Source organism: Leuconostoc mesenteroides subsp. mesenteroides ATCC 8293 (assembly GCF_000014445.1).
Taxonomy (GTDB): domain Bacteria; phylum Bacillota; class Bacilli; order Lactobacillales; family Lactobacillaceae; genus Leuconostoc; species Leuconostoc mesenteroides.
In genome coordinates this window covers 805,514-830,039 of sequence record NC_008531.1, presented here as the reverse complement: position 1 = coordinate 830,039, position 24,526 = coordinate 805,514, and the positions used below count along the sequence as shown (strand labels likewise).

The window sequence follows — 24,526 nt, the reverse complement described above, 5'->3', positions numbered from 1 at the left end:
GAATAGCGTAAAAAAGCAAGTCAGTAATATGACTTGCTTTTTCATATAAATTTATAGTACAACACTACCTAAAAATTTTCAAAGGCAGTGTCAATTTGCTGATATTCTGTTTCAGTTAAGTCAATGTTTAATGTAGCAACGTTATTGGTCACTTGGCTTGCATTACGCGCCCCCGGAATAACCGCACTGATACTGGGATTAGCAATATACCAAGCCAGAATAGTTTGCGAAATTGAAGCATTGTGATTTTCCGATATTTTCTCAACAAGTTTTAAGGCAGAGATAATTGTTTCAAATTGCTCTTTTGTAAACTGATCAAACTTATCAGCATCCGCCAAGCTGTACTTTCCTGTTAACAATCCAGAAGCCAATGGAAAATATGGCACAAAACCAATATGGTTTTCTTGCAAGTATGGCCATAATTTATTTTCCGCTTCGCGGTGCACTAAACTATATGCATCTTCTACATAGTCTACTTGACCATTTTTGTTAGCTTCTTTAATTTGTTCTAAACTGAAGTTTGACACACCGACTGCACGAATTTTCCCAGATTTCTTCAAATCATTTAAAGCAGCAACTGCTTCATCTTTGGGCGTGTTTTCATCAGGAAAATGAATATAGAAAATATCAATATAGTCCGTCTGAAGTCTTGCCAAGGCATCATCAACTGCTTTTTTAAGAAAAGTTGGTGTATTATTTATTTTTAAATCATTGTCTGGATCTTGTGCCGCTTTAGTAGCAATTTCAAAGCTTGAGCGGGGATAATGTTTAAGAACTTCACCAATGATTTCTTCTGAGCGACCAAGACCATACATATAAGCTGTATCAATCATTTGGACCTTCGAATCCAATGCTTCCCGAACTATATCAAAGCCGTCTTCATCTTGTAGGCCCTCGAATAAATTATGACCGCCCACTTTGTTGGTGCCAATGCCCAATTTCAAAGCCTTACTACTTTCTTTTTGATTATGTGACATGATTCTCCTCTCTACATTCAACTAACTATTAATTAGCTTAATTATATAGCAGGTTAATCAACAATACTGTTTTCATGCTTAATTGTTACATTTAAAATTCTCGTTTGAGTAGATAATACTCATTCATATCGCGCAATTGACCACGATGAACATAGTAATCCGGATGAGTTGCCAAATATGAAAAACCTGCGTGTTTGGCAACTGCATTACTGCCAATATTCTCTACATCGGCAAACAATGATAACTTATTCAAACCAATATTTTCAAAAGCATACTCACAAATCTTACGGACAGACTTGGTCATGATACCCTGATGCTGGAATTTTGAATGTAGCCAATATCCTATCTCTGCTTTTTTGTTCTCTGAATCAATATAATGAAGATCAATTACACCCACAATATGATTATCTCGAATAATTGAAAACAAGGCATCAGTACCATCTGCGATACCATGCATTTTTTTCTTTATATAATTAACTTCGTCTTCTTTTGTTTTTGTTAATGCCACAAACCCAAGAAATTGACCGATGTTTTCTTGATCATTATAGAGTAACTCAAATATTTCATCGGCATGGCTTAGTTCGGTCACCGCGATAGCAAGATGATTCTCTATCGTACTTTCAAAGTAAACACTCATAATTCCCCCTCATAACGTCTAGAATATCATACATTCTAACACAATTATGATAATATTACATTATTTTATTAGATATTCGGATTTTTGTGCAATATATGCGCAGGATTACCAACGATAGTCACGTGGCTTGGAACATCATGTAAGACCACTGTTGCAGCTCCAATCTTCACATGATTTCCAATTGTAATATTTCCCAAAATAGTAGCATGGGCACCAATCAATGTGTGATTGCCGATTTTTGGGTGCCGGCGACTTGTATCTCCAAGTGCATGATGGGTGCTGCCTAGAGTTACACCATGATATAAAATAACATCATCACCAATAATTGCTGTTTCACCAATCACAGTTCCAGAACCATGGTCAATTAACAGACGTCTCCCAATTTGCGCGCCAGGATGTATCTCGACTCCCGTGATTAAACGTCCCCATTGCGAACATAGATGCGCAAGAAGCTTCAAATTGAGTTGCCACAACTGATGACTAATGCGATAAAACCAAACGGCATGCAAACCAGAATAAGTTAAAATAATTTGCAAATTAGAAGAAATGGCGGGATCGTAATTTCTGATCATTTTAATATTTTCAAAAATAATTATTCTCCTTTGAGTATTCTATAAATTACCAAGGTTAATATCATTTTGAACAGATTTAATAGACTGTTCTAGTATTGCCAGACCGCTATCTAATTCCTCATAACTAACAGTTAATGGTGGAGCTATCCTGAACACACCACCCATCCCTGGCAGATTAACAATATTCATATGAAGCCCTAGTTTATAACAGCGTTTTGTAATTTCATCACCAATAAATTCAGATCTTTCTTTATTGCTTTTACTTTTTATAATTTCTAATCCTTGCAGAAGTCCACGACCGCGAGCATCCCCAACAATATCATATTCATCGACTAGTTTCTGCAATCCGTCATGTAAATAATTTCCTTTTTCCTTAGTTACTTGGCATAAATTATCACGTTCAATAATATTCATAACTGTGCAACCCACAGCTGCTACCAAGGGATCGTTTACGTGCGATGTATAAAAAAGAAATCCTTTTTCATGAGCCTTTTTTTCAATTTTATCCGTCGTAACTAATGCTGCCAAGGGTAGACCCGAACCCAATGTTTTTGATAAAGTCAAAATATCAGGTTCAACGTCATCGTACTGATATGCAAACCATTCACCAGTTCTACCTAAGCTAGTTTGCGCTTCATCAAATATCAGTAGCATACCACGTTCGCGACATTTTTCTTTTAGTGCTGCCAAGTATCCTTTTGGGGGCACCAGAATACCACCACCCGATACAATTGGTTCCACAATGCAAGCCGCTAGGCTACCAACCGATTGTGCATCAACCATTTCAAATCCATAATCTAGTTCTTTGTGCCAATCGTATTCTCCTTCTGAATTGAAAAAATTGGGACGGTATGTATACGGCGTTGGAATTGAAAGTTGACCTGGAGACGTTGGTGCCCCTGATTTTCTAGCTGAGGCATAGGTAGCACCAGCGCTAGCCTGCGTCACACCGTGCCATGATTTATTAAAAGAGACAACCTCAAATTTTCCTGTGACCAATTTAGCCATTCTCAAAGCGGCTTCATTAACTTCCGACCCAGTCGACAACGGAATAACTTTTTTTAAATTTTCCCCTGTTTTACTGGCAATGTTTTTAGACAAATTAATATTAGGTCGCGAAAGCATTCCGCTATATAAATGATCCAATCGTTGTACGGTTTGCTGTAAAGTCGTAACAATTTCCGGATTTGAATGTCCTAATGTAGAACTCATCTGCCCTGATGTAAAATCAAGTATTTTTTCACCTGATTCTGTAAACAAGTAGGTTCCTTTTGCGTGATCAACAATATCGGGACTAAAATCCATTCCAGCGTACCGACCAACATATTTTTCTACATCAGCCCACGGTTCCTGTGATTTTTCAAATGCTTCTATCATATTCAGATACCTCTTTCAATTAATAGTTAACTTGAAATTAATTTTAAAGCAATATAAAATTAATGAAAAGATAAAGTATCTGACGATATAGTTCAGTTTTTCTAAATGATTGAGGTAATATGAATGAATATTTGGCAACTGCAAATTTTAACCCACCTAGCCGAACTAGGAACAATGAATCGAGTTGCTGAGGCTTTATTTGTTAGTCCTGCAACAATATCACAGCAATTAAAAGACCTTGAAGACGATTTAGAATTAACGCTGATTGAAAAACAAGGACGGAAAGTTTATCTGAACCAAACTGGACAAGAACTAGTGGAGAGAGCCCAGCCAGTTTTATCTGAATTAGAAACGATCGAAAATGATTTTAAAACACGACAAAGTGAAATTACTGGCATTGTTAGAATTGCAACTTTCACCAGCGCATTAAATTCTATACTTATTCCTGTCATAAAAAAGATTAATCAAACTTTTCCAAGTATAGAATGCAGAATATATGAAGAAGAACCCGACCAAAGCCTATTAGGACTTCGGTCACACAAATTTGATATTGTTTTAACCGGTTATTTTGAAAAAAAGGTCACTTTTCCCAATTCAGACATCATATCGACCAATATTGGCGAAGATAAATTATTAGTAGTCTCAAGTAAAGACGATAAAAGTATTTTCCCAATTAAGCACTTTTCAGACTTAGCATCAAAAAAGTGGATCATAGAACCCAAGAATACATATTTATCCAATCATATCATCCAAATGTGCCGAGAAAATTTATTTGACCCTGATGTCGTTAGTGAAATTCACAGTTATGATGCTATAAAAAGCTTAGTGAAATCACAACTCGGTATCTCCATTTTGCCTTCCTTAGCACTTACTGCGGGTACTGATATGAATGGAATTTTTATTCATGATTTCGATATTAAAAGCAAGAGACAAATCTACCTTTTAGAACGTAAGCCACAAAAAAGAATTCCTGCAATTAAAATCGTGTCGCAAATGATTACCGATCAAGCAACTGCAGTTTTAAAAAACTTTAATTGATTTTTATAAGTTTAATTTTTCCAAATTTTAAAAGCGACTTCAGTGATTGAAATCGCTTTTTTATTTTTTCTAACACACTTCTAAGATATTTTTCTTGAAACCTGCTGATAATATGTTTTCGATGTTTTCAGATAGATTAAGTAATAAATTAAGACTATCGAGATCACTGTTAGTACAGTGGTCAGATAAACTACTGGACCAATAATTATACCAAACAATTGCAGAATTTTATGAATCATTGGCATCGCAAAACATAAGTGCATAATCGCGACAACCACAGGCAGACCAAATATCCAAATGATTTGTGAACGAATGGTTTGCTTAACTTCTTGACTGGACATGCCTATTTTTTGCAAAATATCGAATTGCTTTTGGTCAGAACGTCCCTCAGATATTTGCTTATAATAAATAATCAAACCAGTTGCCATAATAAAACTAACTGAGAATACTAAACCAATAAAGAAAAAGCCACCATAAAATTCTTTTAATACAGATATTGTTGAAAATCTATCTTCACTCGTAATATTGTATGTTTGAGATACCTCTTTTAAGAATTTTTCTCTTTGCTGCTCAGTACCTGTGACATTGAATAATAACTGGTTCTTATAAGTAATATTCTGTTTCGTATCACCTAAATCATTAAACTCGTTTCCTAGAGCACTTGTAACACTCTTAGAAGGCACAACTACTATCAGTGAATGTGTCATATTAGGCTGAACGCTAGGAATCCCTTTAATCTTTTTCAACACGCTTTTCACATGGTAGTTTTTATCCAAAAAAGTGATATTGCCCCCATTGAATGTTCCTTGTCTATCATAGACATATATTTCATTAGCCTTTAACTTGTTTGAGCTATTATTGGCCATATATTTATACTGTTTTTCTGTTATGAACTGGATTTCAGACAAATTGTCGGCACTCCCAACGGAATCACCAGTTAAAGGTTGTAGCTTCCCTTGAGTCGTTAAATCCCCAGCTATCGCAGTACTAATTTCTAATTTGTAGGGTTTGTCTATTTTTATACCATTATTACTAGCAACTTTTCTCACAGACTTAATGGGCACTTTACGGTCAGATGAGCTTGTCAAAATAACAGCCCGCGGGAATTGTTGATTGATGTAGTCTTCTTGTCCAACAAACATTGAAACTGTTGTAACAATAATAACCAGCGACATAGTTGTTAATAGCGTAATGCTAGCCAGACCTGTTGCATTCTGCTTCATTCTAAATAACATATTCGACACAGTTATAAAATGATTTGCTTGGTAGTAATACTTTCCATTTCGTTTCATTACTTTTAAAATAATCGTCGAAGCTACGATGAACAGAATATATGTCGCACAAACAACTAACAGTATAGCTATAAAGAATTGACCAATTGCTTTTAAAGGTGAATGAACCGTTAAGGAAATATAATATCCCATTGTTAGCAGGACTAGTCCAAGGCCAAATAATACCCAATGGCTTCTGGGTTCTGATTCTCCCTTTTTAGTTGCATGCAATAAAGATATGGTTTTAAGTTTAAAAATCGAAAATATGTCTGTTATCAGCAAGAATAAAAAACATATCATAAAAAATACAACAATAAATACTATGGACACGGCTGTGATGTTTAGCTGGAATTCGGTACCACCCACGAGCTTCATAAATAGTAAGATTAATACTTTACTGAACACAACACCAGTAATGAGGCCAAAAAAAGTAACTGCCAGAAAAGAAATAAATTGTTGTCTCCAGCTAATTTTAATCAGATCAATTTTTTGTAACCCTAAAATGCTGAAAAGACCAAACTCTGACTGTTTTCGTTTACTTAGAAAACTATAGGTATAGAGCAGAAAAATAATAGAAAAAATAGCAATTACGATTTGAGAAAAAGTAAGCATTTCAATTACAGATACATTGGCTGCTAATTTTTTGACCCCTTTTGAATAAATAAGTAACTGAATAACCATGTTCAAAGCGACAGCAGCACTGCCTGCTAACATAAATGGTAAGTACTCTAACCTGTTTTTTACAATTGATTGCCAAGCTAATTTCCAATACAACATTTTAATCAATCCCCCCTAATAAATTAGTCATGGCATCACTAATTGTCAGTAACATTTCTTGCTCCGTTTTATTCCCTCGGTATGTCTGATGGAACACTTTTCCATCTTTAATAAATAAAACTCTTTGAGCATGACTAGCGGCCAAAGCAGAATGCGTAACCATTAATATTGTTTGATTTTGCTGATTATATTGTTCAAATATTGACAAAATATCAGCTGAATTCTTAGAATCTAAAGCTCCTGTTGGTTCATCAGCTAATAAAATTTCTGGATTGGTGATCAACGCTCTGCCAATAGCCACTCGCTGTTTTTGTCCGCCAGATAACTCATATGGATACTTATTCAACAGATCCTGTAATCCCAACTGTTTGGCAAGATTACTCAGTTTCTGCTCCTTATTATTTGTATTTTTAGCTAGTATAAGCGGTAAATATATATTATCCGCAACCGACATTGTATCAAGCAAATTAAAATCCTGGAACACAAATCCTAGGTGATCTCGGCGAAAGGCAGCTAATTGTTTATCTGACAAATGTTTGAAATTCTGATTATTTAAAGAAATAGTTCCTGCTGTTGGTTGATCAAGTGTGGCAATGCAGTTTAGCAAAGTCGATTTACCTGAACCAGACTCACCCATGATTGCAATGAACTCACCCTTCTCTACCTCAAAACTGACATCCGCCAAGGCAACAACTGTATTATTTTTAAATTTACTCTGATATTCTTTTTTCAAATGCTCAACTTTAAGTAGTGTCATGAATTTTATTCTCCTATATCGTTTATCATAATTCTATTTTAAATTAAAAAAGAGATGATTAACCTTACATATCATCTCCACACCTTACAACTTTGTAAGGTTTATTTAATTACAGTTTGTTGAAAATTAATTATGACTGTTGTACCAACATTTACTTCAGATTGAATGGTTATATCGTGACCTAAATTATTTAAAATTCTTTTAACCATGTATAAACCAAGGCCACTCGCATTACTATTAATGCGCCCATTAAATCCTGTATAGCCTTGATTAAAAATCATTGGTAAATCATTTTGCGCAATACCAATGCCCGTGTCTTTAATAATGACCTGATTGTCATTTTGACAAATAATATTTATTTTGCCCTGAGGTGTATATTTAATTGCATTAAATATAACTTGTTCAAATACAAATCGAAGCCATTTGGCATCACTAACGACAGAAAAATCAAATTCATTTATGCTAACAGCTAAATCTTTATGGATGAACCAATATTTATAATCTTTAATCACCGATCTTAAAGACTTTTGGACACTCATATCCTGGTACGCTATATCCTGATTGAAGTTTTTTAAACGAATAAACTGCAACATCATATCCAAATACTGATTGATCACTAACAATTGATTACTAGTTTCATATTTTTCAATTGTCCCAGTTTGATTCATTAAATCTAAAACGGACAGCGGTACTTTAATTTGATGGGCCCACATTGCATAGTAATCTTGAATGTCATTTGCATCTTCATTTAACTGTGCCTGCATTTTTTCTTGATGCAATTGTTGCTTTTTAATTAATTGTTGGTACATTCGTTCGTGACTAGACAAGGTCGCAATGCTTGATAATGTATGTACCTCTTCTTCGCACAGCAACTGAATCAGTCCCTTGTGTGCTCGGTACCATTTCCAAAATAAAATACAAGTAATTACAATTAAAATATAACAACCACCCCAAAGGACATCGAACATCGAGTCTAAACTTAGTGATCGCATAATCACGCTCCACATTAGCAAAAGAAAAGTTAACATAAATGAGGCGTACAGATACCAAAAGTCAGATAAAAACTGCAACGCTAAGCCAAATATTTTTTTAATCACTAAGCTTAATCCCCTTACCTTTGACAGTTTGTAAATACTTTGAAAATCCAATTTCTGTTACTTTGTTACGCAATCTCGTTAGCGTGACCGCTAACGTATTCTTATCAACAAACATCTCGTTATCCCACAAAGTAGCCATAATGTCCTCTCTGGTAACAAGTTGATTTGGATGAGTAAATAAAAGATACAATAGCTTTGTTTCATTTTTGGAGAGAACTACCTCTCGACTGTCATATATTAACTGATTATCAATAATATTCAAGGTATAACCTTGAAATTGAGAATGCTTTTTCTCTACACTAAAGCTATATTCGCGTCTCAGCAATGCATTAATTTTTACGATTAATAAATCTATGTTAAACGGCTTAGTAATGTAATCATCTGCGCCGAAATTCATAGCCAGAATCATATCACTTTCTTCATCACGACTAGATAAAAAAATTATCGGTATCATGCTATTTTGACGTATTTTCTGTGTCCAAAAAAAGCCATTATAGTAAGGTAAATTAATATCCATCAACACTAAATGTGGTGAATGCATTGTAATTTCCTCTTCAACTTGATTAAAATCTTTACAACTAACTGCACTTAGTCCCCAACTAATCAAACCCTTTTTCAGCAGGCTTACGATTTCTTGATTATCCTCAACTATAAAAATTTTATATTTCATAATTCGTGTCCTTTATTTACTTACTTGAAGGTAAACCAAATCATGAATAAATGCAAGCTCATTCGCTAAGCATAGGGATTACCGAATTTGTCACAATACTTGTAAAATCCCAGTTTGTACAGATTGGTTGTTTTATCAATTTGATCTACTGGCAGTGCGTGAACTGTTTTCATAACTTGATTTGTAAACTCTAAGGTTGCTGTTCCATTGGCAGTAATTAAAGGTTCATCTACTACAACTTGTTCTTCCAAGAATCTAGACAAGTTTGTATATTGCTCATAACTCTGCCACAAATATACTGAATTACCAGTATGTTCTTTATCATTCAATAGACCATTTTTGGCCAAGAAATCAACTGCACCACAAATAGACGCCACCGTTTTCCCCGCGACTAAACGATTTTTGATTAGATTAGTAATTTCAAGGCTGTTGATATGCCATGAATTACCACCAATCAAAACAAGTAACTCGGTTTCTAGAGGAATCTCGTTAATAGAGTAGTCTGCTTTAGTCTGAAAACCACCAATGGAGTGTATAGTTTTTTGAATGGAAGCAGTTTTGACTGTCCAATCGGTTAATTGATTTAATTGACTTGATAGATAGGCACCTTCCCAATCTGCATATTCGTTTAACAAAAGAAACACTGCTGTTTTCATGTATCATTCCTCTTTCTTAATATTTAAATAGCTTATCATATAGAAAAAGGGAACACAAGTTCGCATATCGACACAAAAAAAGCATCGTTATGTAATCAACAATACCTTTTCTAATATTAAAAATAATAATTGAGTTCAGCCTTATTCTTCAAATCCCTTAACCATTGGTAGCAAGGCAGCTAACATCAGTACGCCAACAAATCCTAGAATAATACCCAAAGTCATCATCCCCCAAACCATTGTCATTACCATACCTAATCCAAATACGATCGCACTAACAAAACCAAACAAACTGATTACTACGATTCTAGTATTCCAAATCCATAACGCTTTTCCTGCCATTTTACGTTTAGCCAAAAATACAGCTAGAGCACTAATAATACCAACGCCACCTAGAATTGCACCTTGTAACTCTACGCCCCATTCCGGTAGTAAAACCATACACATCCCAATTGCGAATAGAAAGCCACTACTAATCCACCCTAGCAAGATTATAAAGTCATTTTTCTTCATTAGATTCCACTATCCTTTTAGTTTGTGCCTAAATGTACCCATCGTTTTCCTGCGTATACGCCGACAAATGATAACACTATGCCGCCTGCAATGGCTGGTACAAAGTTAGTTTCCATCAGTGTAGGTCCGTAATTTAGTAGTTGATCAGCCGAAACTGCACCCAAGCTACCTAACAAAACACCAGTGCCAAGGGTGATGTTTTTCCTCAATACTGTACCAGGTTGTTTCACCACATTTCCCAAAAATGCGACACCTAACCCTGTCACAACTCCGATAATGATATTTAATACAATTGCCATCTCTTATCTCCTTTATCCTTTTGATTGAATTAATTATCTAATTACTTTGTTTATAAATTGCTAAGGTTTTGTTTCGGTTTTGTTAATGACGTTTTATTAATCAAAACACCGATACTTTTGTTTACAATTTGTTAATCTTAAGCGTTACTGCGTTTTATCAGCAAATTTTTGATACAATGAGAATTGAATTCTTTAACTGACTAACTGGACGCCATATATCATTCCACGAAAGATAATCATATGCAGCTCATCAAAAAAATAACGACAAAATTTAATGACATCATTGATCATCACAACTTAAGACATCACATTTCAGAAAAATCTGATCGTGTAGTTCTATATAATGCCGCAAGCACAATATCTAATTTGGTATTTGCGCTTATCAAATTAACTATTGGTATATTCTTTTTATCTTTATGGTTTTTAATATTTGGTGGCTATTATATTATTTTACTGGCTATTCGATCATACTTTTTGTGGCGATATCGTCAAATTAGAGTTTCAAACATAAATCCCTTAGAGCGAGAAAAAATTGAAATTAGATACTTGCGAGAAGGTGGTATCTTATACGGTTTACTGGGCATGGCTCTTGTTACATTATCGATTTATATGTATATCGTAAACGAACCGCAACGATATAATCAGAGTATTGTGTTGCTAATTGCACTAATTGGCTTCACTAAAATTGTGACATCCATCGTTGGCTGGATTAAAGCTCGTCATTTTCGTAGTCCAATTATTACTTATTTAAAATCATTAAATTTAGCTGATGGATTAGTTGCCATTGTGATGACACAATATGCACTACTGTCCTATGAAAATTCACCTAGTGCTTCGTCATCAATAGGATTGTTTGGTGCGGCAATTGGTATTTTTTTAATTATTGTTGGTTTGGTCATAACACTTCGAGCCCATATAAAGTCCATTTCGCGCTAAATGTCTGCAACTGTAAAAAGACCGCCATGCACACATCACATGATGAATGTATAGGGGTCTTTTTAGTACAAATATATTCTGAAATCATTCTCATTTTATTCAACTACTCTCGCGTTCGTCTATCTGAAAAGAGGTATAAATGTGACTGGACTCATTGCCTTTACTAAACAACATTTTTAAAGCAGTTTCTCCCATATTATAGAATGACTGTGTGACGCTCGTGATACGAGGGCTAACAATATCAACTAAATAGGTGCCGTCAATGCTGATCACTGCTAGTTGATCTGGTACATTAATATCTAATTTTTGCGCTGTATTAATAATGCCTATTGCTGCCAAGTCGCTCGCGCCAATAACTGCTGTTATATCTGTTTGTGATGCATAATATTGCATTGATGCTACACCACTTTCATATGAGTAATCGCCATCAAAAATCCAATCATCATTTTGAGGAATATGATGGTCCTTCAGAGCTGACAAATAGCCGGCTACTCGTTGCTGACCTATAAATTTATCCACTTCCAAACTTGATAAACCAATTTTTTTGTGCCCTTTGTGAATCAAAAACTTGGTTGCTTCATATCCTATTTTAAAATCATCTGAAGAAACAAACTTTGATTCTTTACTCATTGCAGTTGAAACAAATACATTCGAAATGCCACTATTTTTTAGTAGGTTGATAGCATCACCACATAATTCTACGGAAATTAATAATATGCCCTTGACCGGTCGCTCAATAACAGTATTAAGTGCTTTAATTTGCGTCTCTTCATCATTATCACCCACAAATAAAATTATCACACTCAAATCCTTCTTATAGGCATTTTTTTGAATACTTTCAATGATTTTCATCGCAAAATTTGTTTTGGGCGTTGATACCAAAATTGCAATAACATTGCTTTTCATGGTCACCAATTCTACTGCGGCTTTATTTTTTTTGTAGCCCAATTCTTGAATTGCTTTATGAACTCTTTTTTCAGTTGCTAGAGAGTAGGCCTCTTTTTTACCCGCTAACACTCTGGAAACAGTTGCGATTGAAACATTTGCATTTTTAGCAACATCTTTAATTGTAACTGACATCATTAACCCCGTTTTCTAACTTACTACCTCATTTTATTATATCCCAACACTACTCCATCGTATAAATTAAATAAATTCTTATTCTTGTCGTGACCTTATGATTAAATCAATTATTACACTAAGTAAACGTTTACTGTACTGGTATAAATGAATTGTAAACGTTTACGCAAAGTGGTAATCTATGAGTACAAAATAAAAAGGAGAATCAAACAATGACAAAACAATGGTTTAAGGACTCAGTAGTATATCAAATATATCCTATGAGTTTTCAAGACAGTAATAACGATGGTATTGGTGACCTTGCTGGTATCACTCAACGATTGCAGTATATCCATAACTTGGGTGCTGATGTCATCTGGTTAAATCCTATTTATGTCTCTCCAAATAAAGACAACGGCTACGATATTGCTGATTATCGCAATATTAACCCAAATTATGGCACAATGCAGGATTTTGAAGATTTACTTCAACAAGCACATCGCCTAGATCTTAAAATTATGATGGATTTGGTTGTTAATCATACGTCAGATCAACATGTTTGGTTTAAAGAAAGTCGCAAGAATCAAACTAACGAGTACGCCAATTATTATATTTGGCGGGATCCAGTAGACGGACATGAACCAAATAATTGGCTTGCAGCATTTGGCGGTTCTGCTTGGACTTATGTTCCTGAACGAAAGCAATACTATCTACACATGTTTGCTGAAGGACAACCAGATCTCAATTGGGAAAATCTTGAAGTTCGCGAGGCAGTTTTCGATATTGAACGCTTTTGGTTGGATAAAGGTGTTGATGGATTTCGAATGGATGTAATCAATTTAATTTCTAAACCTGAAGGCTTGCCTGATGTCACAGAACCAGTAACTGCAGGAACAACAATGGATTTTGTAGCAGATGGTCACCGACTTAACGAATTTTTACGCCAAATGAACGACGAAGTACTGTCCAAATACGACACAATTACTGTTGGTGAAATGCCAAGCTCAACCCCTGAAGATGCGATTAAATATACTGGATTAGATAGTCATGAATTGAACATGGTCTTCCAATTCGAACATGTTTCCCTCAGCCCAAATCCGGACGTACGACTGGGTAAATGGAATGACGAACCTATTAACCTAGTGGAGTTGAAAGCTTCCTTAAATCGTTGGCAAATTGGATTAGATGGCAAGGGATGGAATAGTCTCTATTGGAATAATCATGACCAGCCACGTGCAGTTTCTCGATTTGGAAATGATCAACCTGAATTCAGAGTATTATCTGCTAAAATGTTAGCAACTACCTTGCATATGATGCAAGGAACACCCTACGTTTATCAAGGTGAAGAGCTAGGTATGACTAACGGTCATTTTGAGAGTTTGGAACAATATGAAGATATTGAGTCAGTCAACTTTTATCACGAGTTTGTTGATGAGCAAAAGATTGTTGACAGCGCAACAATGCTAAAGTATTTAGCTAATATGTCACGTGATAATGCGAGAACCCCTATGCAATGGAATAACCAACAAAATGCCGGATTTTCAAATGTGACACCTTGGTATGCACCAAACAAAAATTACACAGCAATCAATGCCGAAAATGTTTTATCTGATAACGATTCCGTTTACTACCATTACCAGAAGCTAATACAACTTCGTCATGATTCAGAGATTGTTAGATATGGAACGTTTGAAGCGATTGATTCTGAAGACAACCAGGTATACGCATACCTTCGTCACTATAAAGAACAGTCTGTTCTTGTTTTGAGCAACTTCACTGACAAAGTAGTCACTCGTGACTATGGACAAACGAAGTTCTCAGAATTGTTAATCAATAACTATTTAGATGATCAGGGAACAATCTTACGCCCATATGAAAGCAAAGTTTATCTTTTGACGAAATAATCAAAATTTCTGACAAAAAGAAGGTGCTATTTTGAATCAAAAAAATCCTCATTCTAAAATTTTTGTTCTAGCTGTTTTATCCGTATCTGTTATGATCACAACAGGTACAGCCATTTCCTCTGCATTACCTGAAATGGCGAAGAGTTTCCCAAATATTTCCGTATCACAAATTGATATGATTGCTACCATACAGCAATTTTCAGTTATGATAACATTACTTCTCTCTGGTTTCATTTCCAAAAAACTTGGTATTAAGAGGACGATTACAATTGGATTGATTTTAACGGGCGTAGCCGGTGTATTTCCGTTTTTCTCCCATAGTTTCATCTTAATTTTAATTTCAAGGTTAATCGTGGGGTGTGGTATTGGCCTGTTTAATTCACTTGCCATCACTATCATTGATTTATTTTACGAAGACCCTACGCGTTCTCAAATGCTTGGTTTTCGTTCTGCTACGGAACAAATTGGTGTTTCAATTTTAAACATTGTCGTTGGCTTACTCGTGCTAATTAACTGGCATGCTTCATTTTTAATCTATCTTTTGGCTTTCCCACTACTAGCCTTCTTTTTAAAAGTAGTGCCAGAACCACCTATCCCACTAGGTAGCGATAATAATAAACAGCGTATTAACTTACCTGTCCTCATTATGACAGTATTATTAGCGTTCATGGTTGCTTGTACTACAGCAGTTATTATTCAGGTTCCAAATATTATAGTCACTGATCTTTCAAAATCAAGCGCCGTTTCAAGTTTGATTATTTCAGCTAATACACTGATGGGCATGGTAATGGGCATACTTTTCGGACGTATTTATCGTTTTGTTAAAAAATTTATTTTACCATTAGGCATTTTATTTATGGCGCTCGGTTCATTAATTATGGTTAGTTTTCATAGCGTTTTTGGTGTCACACTTGGTGCTGTTGTTTGCGGTATGTCATATCCACTTGTAGGATCTTATATTTTCTCGCTAGTCAGTGTTATAGCACCAAAAGGATCAGAAACATTGGCTAACTCAACTCTATTAATTGGCGCAAATCTTGGGTCTTTCTCAACCCCCTTGTTCTTAAGCGAATTAGGAAAAATGAACTCATTAACGACACATGCTGGCCCATTCTTAACAGCATTCTGGTTGTTGATCATTCTGACAATGATTGTATTGATTTACCAAACCTTTTTCCAGAAAAAAGTACATCAAAATATTATGAATTAATGATCATAAATAGGTTTAAAATATATAACAAAAAAGCTTTGTCTCAAGGACAAAGCTTTTTCATTTATCACACTTTAAACAATGTTGGGCGTACATACTTCAACAACTCAATAACGATTGTAGGTGCTAAAGAAAGAACTATAATCACAATCCAATGTCCTAATGAAAGCGCCGTTAAACCAAATAACGTCTGTGTAAATGGTATTAACGTAATCACCAAGGTAATTACTGTCGCTAAAATTGCCATGTTAACTAACGAAGGATTCGCACGATAACTAATAGCAAAAAGCGTCTTTTCTGAACGAATATTGAACACGTGGAATATAGAAGTCAATGACAGAATGGTGAAAGCCATTGTTTGACCAATTTGTTCGTTAGCTTGCAAACCACCAAAGGCAACATTTTGCCCAACCCATATAGCTGCCAAGGTAACAATCGCAAATAAAGCAGCATTTAAGCCGATTTGACGACCTAACCCTTGTGCAAATAACTTAGTATTTTTAGGCATCGGCGGTTCGTTCATAACGTTGGTTAACATTGGCTCACGACTAAGAGCAAATCCTGGCAAACCATCTGATACCAGGTTAATGAACAACAGATGTACGGGTAGCAATGGCGAGCCCCACCCCAGCAACATGGCTATCAAGATCACTAATAACTCGGATATATTGGCACTTAATAAGAAATTAATTGTCTTTCGAACTTTAACATAAACACCACGTCCTTCAGAAATAGCATTAATAATCGTCGCAAAATTATCGTCTGTCAAAATGATGTCCGAAGCTTCACGGGCAACATCTGTCCCTGTCTCACCCATCGAAATACCAACATCTGCTGCTTTTAATGCTGGAGCATCGTTGACACCATCTCCAGTCATCGCAATGGTTGCATCTTGACGTTGCCATGATTTAATAATTCTAATTTTGTCAGTTGGTGTTACACGGGCATATACGCTGTACTTCTGGACATTACCATCTAGCTCTTTGTCTGATAATTTAGCTAACTCTGAACCTGTAATTGTTTTATCCCTATTACGTAAAATGCCAATTTCACGTGCAATTGCACTAGCCGTTTCAACGTGATCTCCGGTAATCATAATTGTTCTAACACCTGCAAGACGAGCCTTTTCAACTGCTGGTGCCGATTCTGGGCGTGGCGGATCGATAATACCAACTAGCCCCACCAATGTCAAATCTTGTTCATAAAATTCTTGTGTTGGCGCTTCCGGCATAACATCAAATGTTCTTTTAGCAATCGTCAGAACACGTAATGCCTGTCCACCGAAAGTTTTGTTAACACTTTCAGCTTTATCACGATTTCCATGCTTAATCATTGGAAGCAAAACATCAAATGCACCTTTGGTAATCGCAATGTAGCCACCTTCTGGTTGCTTATGGACGGTGGTCATTCTTTTTTTCGTCGAATTAAACGGTATCTGTTCGACTAGCGGATACTTTTCTAACAACTCTTCCCGTGTCGCTTCTTTATCAATAGCTCTTACTAACGCTACTTCTGTTGGTAGACCATCATAAACAGTCTGTCCCTCAACAGTTTTAACCGAAACATTGGTTGATATGGCTGCCAAAGATAACACTTCCTTAGTAGCATCGTCCAATCCATCTGCAATATTAGTCAAATGATCCTGTTCATCTTGCCACACCCTTCGAACAGTCATCTTATTTTGCGTTAATGTACCCGTTTTATCGGAAGCAATAACATTCGTTGTTCCCAAGGTTTCTACTGCTGGTAACCGTCGAATAATCGCATGCTTTTGTGCGATTCGTTGGACGCCAAGCGCCAGCGTCATTGTAACAATTACTGCTAATGTTTCTGGAACAACCGCAACGGCCAGCGAAATTGCTGTCAAAAAGATATGCTTCAAATCCATGCCCTGGTAAATACCTAGCCCAAGCACAACCACTGCGGCACCTATAGCTACCCAAGAGATATTTTTTCCTAATTGAACTAAACGTCGTTGCAATGGTGTTAGTGGAATTTTTGACTCATTACTAAGTAGACTTGCAATTTTACCCATTTCAGTCTGCATACCAACGGCTGTAACAATTGCTCGTCCATGACCGTTAACAATCGTCGTCCCACGATATACCATCGTAATTCGTTCTCCAAGACCAACTTCATCGTCTGGTTTAAACGTGGCATCTGCATTCTTTTCAACCGGCAAACTTTCACCTGTTAAAGCAGACTCTTCAGCTTGAAGCTCAATAGCCTCAATTAACCGGGCATCAGCGGCGATTGCGCTACCATTTTCGACAACCAATACATCACCAAGCACAACATCATCCGCGTCAATCTGTTCTATCTGTCCATCACGTAAAACTTTAACTTGCGTTCGATTGAGATTTTGCAAGGCTGCTAATGAATCTTCAGCTTTTCCTTCCTGAACGATTGATAAGACCGAGTTAATAACGACAATACCAATAATTAAGAGACTTTCAAAATAGTTCCCAGTATCTTCTAAGTATGTAGCAACAAACGAAATAACTGCTGCAATTAGCAAGATAATTGTAGCAACATCATTTAGGCTGATTAAGATTTTTTTCAACAATGAAACTTTTTTTTCAGCTACAAAAACGTTGGCACCATATTCTTCACGATTTTTAGAAACTTGCTCAGCATCTAAGCCTTTCCCCATATCAACGTGATGCGATGCGATTGTTTCCTTAACACCTCTTCGGAATGCTTCCATTTAGTGTCCTCCTTTTTGTTTACTGCTTATGGAAAGATTATAAAACCACATGATAAAATGTGGCCACGACACGTTTTTCCCAGCGTGTTCGTGTTGGCAGTTGCATACTATTCAAGAACAAGCGCAACAATAATGATCAATTCAAGCGAAGTCCCTAACACTCACTTGATTGATCATTGCGCTTTATAGATAAAAATGAATCATTTCCATCTTAAATTAGTCATTGTATGTCTCTACGTAACTCAGTTACGCTCTTCGCTGTCAAAATTTATTCTCTCATGATATATGAGAATATGATAAAAGAAGAATAAAAATGATTATTCTTATCTAATTAGTATGATACTTCTATTGTAACATAACTGAACAAACGCTGTATTATACGTAAAAAAAAGAATAGAAAATGAAAACAATATCCGCAATATGAGAAACGCTTATCAAATGGATTTTATTTGCTCAAAGATATTAATAAGCTCCAACAAACTGAGTGCAACTTCGGCCCCTTTGTTTCCTGATTTGGCACCTGACCGTTGCTGTGCTTGCTCTAAAGTATCTGTAGTCAACACCCCAAAAACAATTGGTACATCTGTACTTAAACTTATTTGAGAAATGCCGTTAGCAACACCATTAATAACAAGGTCATAATGATCTGTGTCTCCTTTTATTACAGCACCTAGTGTTACAATACCATCATATTTTTGAACCTGCGCTATTCTTTTCGCAACCATTGGAATTTCCAAAGCTCCTGGTACCCAAATAATATCAATATTACTCTCATCAATACCATGCATTTCTAGAGATTCTTGCGCGCCAGAAATAAGTTGTTTAACAATTAAATCATTAAACTTGCTGGCCACAATTGCAATTTTTTTATTTGTTTGATCAATTAACTTAGCTTTATAAATCATTTTTATTTACCTTCTTAATGTCAATCACAGCTTGTGATTAAATTTTTCCTTTTTTGTTTGCATATATTGTTCATTCTTATCATTAATGCCCGTAATTAAGGGTACCTGTTCAATAACCTCAATACCTTCGTCAATTAACGACTGTACTTTATCCGGATTATTCGTTAATAAGCGAATTTTGGTTAATCCTGATATTTTCAAAATTTTGGCAGCCTTTTTATAGTCCCGTTCATCCGGCAAATGCCCTAAGTGAACATTCGCATCATACGTATCAAACTTATTTTCTTGCAACACATAACTTTTTAGTTTTTCATGAAGTCCAATACCACGACCTTCTTGACGAAGATAAACAAGAGCCCCACCTTGCTTATTTATTGTTTTGAGCGCTTCTCTCAGTTGAGGACCGCATTCACAACGTTGTGAACCAAATATTTCGCCGGTTAAACACTCGGAGTGTAAGCGAACTAAGGGAATTTGATCAAAACTTCGACTGCTTTGAATAAGCAAATCAGATTTTTCTTCATCATTCACGCTAAACTCCGTCAAATGAAAATCACCGTATTGAGTTGGTAAATATACCGTTGGTCCCTCGTCAATACCTGCTTGTTTTTGGTCTTCTCGGTAATTAATTAGATCCTGCATTGATAATTGAAATATATCGTGTTTTTTCGCTAATTCTTTAAGTTCTTTTTCTCGAGCCATTTTTCCGTCTTGTGCCAAAATTTCTATTATATACGCCACAGGCGGCACACCAGCTATTTTAGCTAACTCAACAGCCCCTTCTGTATGTCCCTGTCTTGTCAGTACGCCACCATCTTCAGCGACTAATGGGAAAATATGACCAGGCGTCTCAAAGTCAACAGATGTTGTACTTAGATTAGCTAAATTTTTGATTGTGGCAGCACGTTCATACGCAGAAACACCCGTCGTGCTGTCAATATGATCAACGCTCACAGTGAACTTTGTCCCAAATTTTTCAGAATTATGCGTCGTCATTTGGTCTAACCCGAGTTCATCAGCACGAGATTTAGTGATTGGTACAGCTAGAACACCCCTTGCAATTGAAAGGGCTTCATTGACCGTAGCTGCCGTCACAAATGATGCTAAACCGACCAAATCTCCTTCATGTTCTCTTTTTTTGTCATCGCTCAAAATAATCAGCTTACCCTTTTTCAACTCTTTAACTGCTGTTTTAACTTTTTCTGTAGTACTTGTCATTATTACTTTCCTTTCATTAAATATTTCGCCAAAATATCAGTTTCAACATTTACCAAATCTCGTTCATGCAATAATCCCAAAGTTGTCTTGGTTAATGTAAGTGGTATTAGACCAACTTGAAATACATCTTCTCTCGCTTGAACAATGGTTAGGCTCACACCTGAAATAGTAACTGAACCTTTATTGACGATTTGATTTATTTGTTGACGGTCTGCTAATTTAAAAGTTAACAATGTGGTTTCTTCACTGTACTCTTTTTTGACTACTTCAGCTGTCTGATCTACATGACCTAGAACAAAGTGACCATCAAATCGGTTGGAAACTAAAAGTGCTTTCTCCAAGTTTACTTTTTGCCCAACTTGATAGAATTTAACAATGGTCGTTTCAAAAGTCGGTACCATAATATCGAATTCAGCATAATTTGATTCTAGCTGATTAATTGTTAAACAAACGCCATCAACCATAATGCTATCGCCTACTCTGCTATCAGAAAAATAGTCCTCGGATGCAGCAATTTTCAAGCGCATTTCTTTGTCATTACGCTGATAAATGCTTATTAAACGACCAACTTCTTGTGTAATACCTGTAAACATTATTGCGTTCCCCCTTGATGATTGATATAGACTTTTTTGACAGCATTGCCAACTTGCACTTCATTTTTAGGCTTTTGGCTAACAGATATTCCTTTCAGACTATCTTTAGATAATACTTTATCTGTTGTATAAATTAGCATTTCTTGCCACAAGTTTTCTTTCAAAAATGAGTGAATCAAACTTGGTCCGCCTTCAACCATCACAGATTGAATATTTTGTTTGGCTAAATCTATTAATATATCTTTAAGCGCACCAGACATTAATTTGACATAAGAATGCTGTTTTGAAAATAGAACATTTTCCGTATATATCAGCCAATTATTTGAAAAATCAAAGTTTGTATTTTGCAACCGTCCACGACGATCAATAACAACTCTCAATGGTTGTTTATGACTGATATTGATGTGCCGTACAGTTAACATTGGTTGATCTGTGATCATGGTCTCGCTGCCAATCATTATTGCACTTCTAGTTGCACGCTCTCGGTGTACATCAGTATCAGCTAGCTCATCAGTCAGTTTTTTTCGTTTTCCAAATTTTTCAGCAACAAATCCGTTTTGAGACATGGCAAGTTTCAACTGAACATATGGTAGTCGTGTGGTATAAAAATAATGAAATGCAGGGTTGATCTCTTTATTTTCAACTGTATTCAAAACATCGACAGTGATACCAGCTGATCTTAGCATTTTAATTCCCTTTCCATTTGTTGACGGATTCGGATCAATGCTACCAACAACCACACGCTTCAGTCCCCAATTTTGAATTTGAACTGCACAAGAGCCTACTTTTCCCTGCGTGGAACACGGCTCCAAAGTGACATAAAGCGTAGCACCTAAAAATTCGGTCTTGTTTTTGACACGATTAAAAGCATTTATTTCAGCATGCGCTTCACCAAACTTTTCATGATATCCTGTCGTGATAACCTGACCATCTTTAACAATTACTGCACCAACCCTAGGATTTTCAAAAGTTTGATACGGCATTGCTCGAATTGCCTCATCTGCAGCGAGCTTCATCCATGTTAAATCATTCATACTTACCTCCTGAATTTTTCAGGACAAAAAACCCGATGCGTTAAAAATACACATCGGGTTTATAGTAGTTTAGATTAATTCAAAAAACCTAGACAATCTAAAAAAGCATCGTCTAAACTATTTCAAATCTTCTCCCATCCAGACTTTAACTGTCGGTCACAGAATTTCACTGTGTCAACCGCGAAAATATCGCGGGTCACGGACTGAGGTTATTCACCATCACCGTCGGTCGGGAATTACACCCTGCCCCGAAGATTAAATTATTTAACAAAACTAATTTATCATTAGAATTCTACAATGTCAATCAAAAATATTTTTTACGCTTTTTAATTCTTATTCTGTAGACAGCAAAAAAGTAAAAAGTCGCCCTAAACACCCTTTTTACTCATTTTTTTCTCTCACTAACGGGCATGATGCACATCTTAGTGCACCGTCTAATAGTGAATGCCATGTAAACACGATAGGGATGACCGTATAACCTTCATTTTTTAAAGCCTCTTGCAACGCTGTATGTCTTTTTTGCACAATAACTTTTTTAGGCCCAATAACTAAAACATTCCCACCCATCTCTTTTCTGGTTTTTGCATCAATATCAATAAATTTATAATCGACCAGTTCTTTCGGTAAGTCTTTTAAGACAGGTTTATGGATAATAGCAGTTTTTGGACCAATAATGGTCATACAACAATCCAAGTGCAAAATTGCATCATCATTCAAATACACTGGTACTACTTTCCACGGTTTATCGACGATTTCATTCTCATAGTCCTTGTCTAAAATACTTTGTAGCCATTTTGCACCAGCTTCATTACTAGCATATTTACCAATGCCGACGAATACATAAGGATAGTTAACGATAACGTCACCACCCTCCAGATATATTTTATCCTTTTGATTTAACGTGTGCACCTGATTCTTATCGTTAATAGCTGCAACAATTCTTTGATACCCACGTCGTTCAATTTTTCGCATTTCAATTTGAACATTTCCTTCAATAAAATGTTCTCCAACGCTCATAGCACTATCTCGTGCATACATTTGCCCCATTCCATAGGGATCTAGCTTTGTTGGGGTTACCGAATCAACATGGTGTACCTTGACACCATGTGTTTCCAAAATTCGTTGGAATTCTGCTAATTCTCGTTGAAATTTTTTAGCAAGGAAACTCGGAACTTTTTTACCTCGCAAAAGAGTATAAATATGTTTTGTCATAAATTGTTTCCATTTTGCAGTATGTTCTTCCTGCTCTATTTCATGCGTATCTGGAAAATATAGCTTTGTTGCATCCCCAATAATGACTTCTTTTAATGGATCATATTCGTTATAAACATTGATTTTCATTTGATTTCCCCTTTTTCTTTTAAGCATACACAAACTCTAAATGTACAAACTCATAACATGCTTTAAGTTCTTCTAAAATACGGACTTTTTTATCACGTAACAATCCTGTCCCAATTTCGTCATCGACAATATCAATCATCACCTTAACTGAAAAATACATGCCCGTTTTATAAATATGACAGCCAGTTAATATGACTTCTTTTCCAAAGTGTTTTCTAAGGCATGCTTCAAATTCATTCTGAATGTTTTCATCAATTAACCGGCCGCCACAGATTTCAATGAATGCATTTTTTAGTACTTTAACCGGCGTTGTAATTGAAAATAAGACTAGTATTACCGTCACAAAGAAATCACCCGTGTATAGCAAGAACCCTAGGATTGAATTTTTTGGAATCAATAAAACTAGAAAGGCTGCTAACCCAATCCCCCCACACATGATTGAATCAATTCGCGTACTTTTGGATTCTGCAGATAGCATCGTACTAGCACGACCAATTTTTCGATTTTGCCGACTATAAAACAAAGATATCGTTAAACATAATATGACCATAATGATTTCATATGGAATGATCGGCGTTAAGTTTAATACATCCCCTTTATGGTAAACGAAATATTGATATGCTTTTTGACTTACTTGAATAGTGGAGGCCGTTAACAAAATCAGTGTCATCATTGATTTAAAAGCAGCATACATTGGTTCAAACATGAAGTGACCATTTGGAAAACGCTCACTTGTTCTGGCACTATACTTTGAAATCGTAATTGCAGCGATTCCAGAAACCAGTGTTATTATTGTAAAGTAACTATCTACGAACAACGCTTGAATCTGGGTAATATAATAAACAACAATTCCCAAACTGCCCATCAGCAAATTCATCGCAAGTCCGACCATAAATGCACGTTGCTCAATCTTTTTTTGAGTCATAATATTTTTCCGTATTAATTTAATTGTTTTCTCGCTTCGCGAACTGCCTATGC

The 24,526-nt window shown here is 35.8% G+C and carries 23 protein-coding genes and 1 riboswitch; of the genes, 4 read left to right on the top strand and 19 right to left on the bottom strand.

Annotated features, from left to right (window positions below):
- Positions 1-68 precede the first annotated feature (68 nt).
- From LEUM_RS04105 to LEUM_RS04090, 4 genes are all read right to left on the bottom strand, one after another.
- Positions 69-977 carry an aldo/keto reductase gene (locus LEUM_RS04105; RefSeq protein ID WP_011679615.1) on the bottom strand — a complete coding sequence of 303 codons (909 nt, stop codon included), beginning with the start codon at positions 975-977 and terminating at the stop codon, positions 69-71.
- A 91-nt stretch (positions 978-1,068) separates the two neighbouring features.
- Positions 1,069-1,614, bottom strand: a complete 546-nt coding sequence (locus LEUM_RS04100; protein ID WP_011679614.1) for a GNAT family N-acetyltransferase — start codon at positions 1,612-1,614, stop codon at positions 1,069-1,071.
- A gap of 68 nt (positions 1,615-1,682) precedes the next feature.
- Positions 1,683-2,186, bottom strand: coding sequence for a serine O-acetyltransferase (cysE, locus tag LEUM_RS04095; protein WP_011679613.1), 504 nt, complete (start codon positions 2,184-2,186; stop codon positions 1,683-1,685).
- 39 nt (positions 2,187-2,225) lie between these two features.
- Positions 2,226-3,563 (bottom strand): aspartate aminotransferase family protein, encoded by a 1,338-nt coding sequence (locus tag LEUM_RS04090; protein ID WP_011679612.1) that lies wholly within the window; start codon positions 3,561-3,563, stop codon positions 2,226-2,228.
- Between the two features lie 123 nt (positions 3,564-3,686).
- Between LEUM_RS04090 and LEUM_RS04085 the strand changes: the two genes are divergently transcribed.
- Complete coding sequence (locus LEUM_RS04085; protein ID WP_010288105.1) at positions 3,687-4,601, top strand: LysR family transcriptional regulator; 915 nt, start codon at positions 3,687-3,689, stop codon at positions 4,599-4,601.
- Positions 4,602-4,681: 80 nt separating this feature from the next.
- Here LEUM_RS04085 and LEUM_RS04080 read toward each other — a convergent pair whose 3' ends face one another.
- From LEUM_RS04080 to LEUM_RS04050, 7 genes are all read right to left on the bottom strand, one after another.
- A complete protein-coding gene (locus LEUM_RS04080; RefSeq protein ID WP_011679611.1) occupies positions 4,682-6,649 on the bottom strand; it encodes an ABC transporter permease in 1,968 nt (655 codons plus the stop codon).
- Between the two features lies 1 nt (position 6,650).
- Positions 6,651-7,406 carry an ABC transporter ATP-binding protein gene (locus LEUM_RS04075; RefSeq protein WP_011679610.1) on the bottom strand — a complete coding sequence of 252 codons (756 nt, stop codon included), beginning with the start codon at positions 7,404-7,406 and terminating at the stop codon, positions 6,651-6,653.
- A 101-nt stretch (positions 7,407-7,507) separates the two neighbouring features.
- Positions 7,508-8,398: a sensor histidine kinase gene (locus LEUM_RS04070; protein ID WP_223319749.1), complete on the bottom strand. Its 891-nt coding sequence runs from the start codon at positions 8,396-8,398 to the stop codon at positions 7,508-7,510.
- A 97-nt stretch (positions 8,399-8,495) separates the two neighbouring features.
- Positions 8,496-9,173, bottom strand: a complete 678-nt coding sequence (locus LEUM_RS04065; RefSeq protein ID WP_011679608.1) for a response regulator transcription factor — start codon at positions 9,171-9,173, stop codon at positions 8,496-8,498.
- A 65-nt stretch (positions 9,174-9,238) separates the two neighbouring features.
- Complete coding sequence (locus tag LEUM_RS04060) at positions 9,239-9,829, bottom strand: DJ-1/PfpI family protein (RefSeq protein ID WP_011679607.1); 591 nt, start codon at positions 9,827-9,829, stop codon at positions 9,239-9,241.
- 141 nt (positions 9,830-9,970) lie between these two features.
- The gene (locus LEUM_RS04055) at positions 9,971-10,342 is read right to left on the bottom strand and encodes a hypothetical protein (RefSeq protein ID WP_011679606.1); all 372 of its coding nucleotides are present in this window, start codon (positions 10,340-10,342) and stop codon (positions 9,971-9,973) included.
- 17 nt (positions 10,343-10,359) lie between these two features.
- Entirely contained in the window at positions 10,360-10,641 is a 282-nt protein-coding gene (locus tag LEUM_RS04050; RefSeq protein ID WP_011679605.1) for a hypothetical protein, read from the bottom strand.
- Positions 10,642-10,881: 240 nt separating this feature from the next.
- On the opposite strand from LEUM_RS04050, the gene LEUM_RS04045 reads away from it, so the two are divergent.
- Positions 10,882-11,577 (top strand): hypothetical protein, encoded by a 696-nt coding sequence (locus LEUM_RS04045; RefSeq protein ID WP_011679604.1) that lies wholly within the window; start codon positions 10,882-10,884, stop codon positions 11,575-11,577.
- 99 nt (positions 11,578-11,676) lie between these two features.
- On the opposite strand, the gene LEUM_RS04040 is transcribed toward LEUM_RS04045, so the two are convergent.
- On the bottom strand, positions 11,677-12,657 hold the full coding sequence (locus tag LEUM_RS04040; protein WP_014324579.1) for a LacI family DNA-binding transcriptional regulator: 981 nt from the start codon (positions 12,655-12,657) through the stop codon (positions 11,677-11,679).
- Between the two features lie 212 nt (positions 12,658-12,869).
- On the opposite strand from LEUM_RS04040, the gene LEUM_RS04035 reads away from it, so the two are divergent.
- Positions 12,870-14,540: a glycoside hydrolase family 13 protein gene (locus LEUM_RS04035; protein WP_011679602.1), complete on the top strand. Its 1,671-nt coding sequence runs from the start codon at positions 12,870-12,872 to the stop codon at positions 14,538-14,540.
- A 31-nt stretch (positions 14,541-14,571) separates the two neighbouring features.
- A complete protein-coding gene (locus LEUM_RS04030; protein WP_011679601.1) occupies positions 14,572-15,750 on the top strand; it encodes an MFS transporter in 1,179 nt (392 codons plus the stop codon).
- Positions 15,751-15,817: 67 nt separating this feature from the next.
- Here the strand turns inward: LEUM_RS04030 and LEUM_RS04025 are convergent, their stop codons facing one another.
- The 7 genes from LEUM_RS04025 to LEUM_RS03995 form a co-directional block, all read right to left on the bottom strand.
- Positions 15,818-18,457 (bottom strand): cation-translocating P-type ATPase, encoded by a 2,640-nt coding sequence (locus tag LEUM_RS04025; protein ID WP_011679600.1) that lies wholly within the window; start codon positions 18,455-18,457, stop codon positions 15,818-15,820.
- Positions 18,458-18,891: 434 nt separating this feature from the next.
- Positions 18,892-19,362 carry a 6,7-dimethyl-8-ribityllumazine synthase gene (ribH, locus tag LEUM_RS04020; protein ID WP_011679599.1) on the bottom strand — a complete coding sequence of 157 codons (471 nt, stop codon included), beginning with the start codon at positions 19,360-19,362 and terminating at the stop codon, positions 18,892-18,894.
- 24 nt (positions 19,363-19,386) lie between these two features.
- Positions 19,387-20,580, bottom strand: coding sequence for a bifunctional 3,4-dihydroxy-2-butanone-4-phosphate synthase/GTP cyclohydrolase II (locus tag LEUM_RS04015; protein ID WP_011679598.1), 1,194 nt, complete (start codon positions 20,578-20,580; stop codon positions 19,387-19,389).
- A gap of 2 nt (positions 20,581-20,582) precedes the next feature.
- Positions 20,583-21,173 (bottom strand): riboflavin synthase, encoded by a 591-nt coding sequence (locus tag LEUM_RS04010; RefSeq protein ID WP_011679597.1) that lies wholly within the window; start codon positions 21,171-21,173, stop codon positions 20,583-20,585.
- Positions 21,173-22,207 carry a bifunctional diaminohydroxyphosphoribosylaminopyrimidine deaminase/5-amino-6-(5-phosphoribosylamino)uracil reductase RibD gene (gene ribD, locus LEUM_RS04005; protein WP_011679596.1) on the bottom strand — a complete coding sequence of 345 codons (1,035 nt, stop codon included), beginning with the start codon at positions 22,205-22,207 and terminating at the stop codon, positions 21,173-21,175. Before ribD ends, LEUM_RS04010 begins: the two co-directional genes overlap by 1 nt.
- 122 nt (positions 22,208-22,329) lie before the next feature.
- Positions 22,330-22,467, bottom strand: a riboswitch (FMN riboswitch).
- 121 nt (positions 22,468-22,588) lie between these two features.
- Complete coding sequence (locus tag LEUM_RS04000; protein ID WP_011679595.1) at positions 22,589-23,548, bottom strand: dimethylarginine dimethylaminohydrolase family protein; 960 nt, start codon at positions 23,546-23,548, stop codon at positions 22,589-22,591.
- Positions 23,549-23,567: 19 nt separating this feature from the next.
- Positions 23,568-24,473, bottom strand: a complete 906-nt coding sequence (locus LEUM_RS03995) for a cation transporter (RefSeq protein WP_010288677.1) — start codon at positions 24,471-24,473, stop codon at positions 23,568-23,570.
- Positions 24,474-24,526 lie beyond the last annotated feature (53 nt).

Bases quoted from the DNA above. Each gene is read 5' to 3' on its own strand.
- LEUM_RS04080 (WP_011679611.1), bottom strand. From the start codon at position 6,649: ATGTTGTATTGGAAATTAGCTTGGCAATCAATTGTAAAAAACAGGTTA.
- LEUM_RS04000 (WP_011679595.1), bottom strand. From the start codon at position 23,548: ATGAAAATCAATGTTTATAACGAATATGATCCATTAAAAGAAGTCATT.
- LEUM_RS04085 (WP_010288105.1), top strand. From the start codon at position 3,687: ATGAATATTTGGCAACTGCAAATTTTAACCCACCTAGCCGAACTAGGA.
- LEUM_RS04100 (WP_011679614.1), bottom strand. From the start codon at position 1,614: ATGAGTGTTTACTTTGAAAGTACGATAGAGAATCATCTTGCTATCGCG.
- LEUM_RS04105 (WP_011679615.1), bottom strand. From the start codon at position 977: ATGTCACATAATCAAAAAGAAAGTAGTAAGGCTTTGAAATTGGGCATT.
- LEUM_RS04010 (WP_011679597.1), bottom strand. From the start codon at position 21,173: ATGTTTACAGGTATTACACAAGAAGTTGGTCGTTTAATAAGCATTTAT.
- LEUM_RS04055 (WP_011679606.1), bottom strand. From the start codon at position 10,342: ATGAAGAAAAATGACTTTATAATCTTGCTAGGGTGGATTAGTAGTGGC.
- ribH (WP_011679599.1), bottom strand. From the start codon at position 19,362: ATGATTTATAAAGCTAAGTTAATTGATCAAACAAATAAAAAAATTGCA.
- LEUM_RS03995 (WP_010288677.1), bottom strand. From the start codon at position 24,473: ATGACTCAAAAAAAGATTGAGCAACGTGCATTTATGGTCGGACTTGCG.
- LEUM_RS04090 (WP_011679612.1), bottom strand. From the start codon at position 3,563: ATGATAGAAGCATTTGAAAAATCACAGGAACCGTGGGCTGATGTAGAA.
- LEUM_RS04015 (WP_011679598.1), bottom strand. From the start codon at position 20,580: ATGACAAGTACTACAGAAAAAGTTAAAACAGCAGTTAAAGAGTTGAAA.
- LEUM_RS04070 (WP_223319749.1), bottom strand. From the start codon at position 8,398: ATGCGATCACTAAGTTTAGACTCGATGTTCGATGTCCTTTGGGGTGGT.
- cysE (WP_011679613.1), bottom strand. From the start codon at position 2,186: ATGATCAGAAATTACGATCCCGCCATTTCTTCTAATTTGCAAATTATT.
- LEUM_RS04075 (WP_011679610.1), bottom strand. From the start codon at position 7,406: ATGACACTACTTAAAGTTGAGCATTTGAAAAAAGAATATCAGAGTAAA.
- LEUM_RS04025 (WP_011679600.1), bottom strand. From the start codon at position 18,457: ATGGAAGCATTCCGAAGAGGTGTTAAGGAAACAATCGCATCGCATCAC.
- LEUM_RS04040 (WP_014324579.1), bottom strand. From the start codon at position 12,657: ATGTCAGTTACAATTAAAGATGTTGCTAAAAATGCAAATGTTTCAATC.
- LEUM_RS04050 (WP_011679605.1), bottom strand. From the start codon at position 10,641: ATGGCAATTGTATTAAATATCATTATCGGAGTTGTGACAGGGTTAGGT.
- LEUM_RS04065 (WP_011679608.1), bottom strand. From the start codon at position 9,173: ATGAAATATAAAATTTTTATAGTTGAGGATAATCAAGAAATCGTAAGC.
- LEUM_RS04060 (WP_011679607.1), bottom strand. From the start codon at position 9,829: ATGAAAACAGCAGTGTTTCTTTTGTTAAACGAATATGCAGATTGGGAA.
- LEUM_RS04035 (WP_011679602.1), top strand. From the start codon at position 12,870: ATGACAAAACAATGGTTTAAGGACTCAGTAGTATATCAAATATATCCT.
- ribD (WP_011679596.1), bottom strand. From the start codon at position 22,207: ATGAATGATTTAACATGGATGAAGCTCGCTGCAGATGAGGCAATTCGA.
- LEUM_RS04045 (WP_011679604.1), top strand. From the start codon at position 10,882: ATGCAGCTCATCAAAAAAATAACGACAAAATTTAATGACATCATTGAT.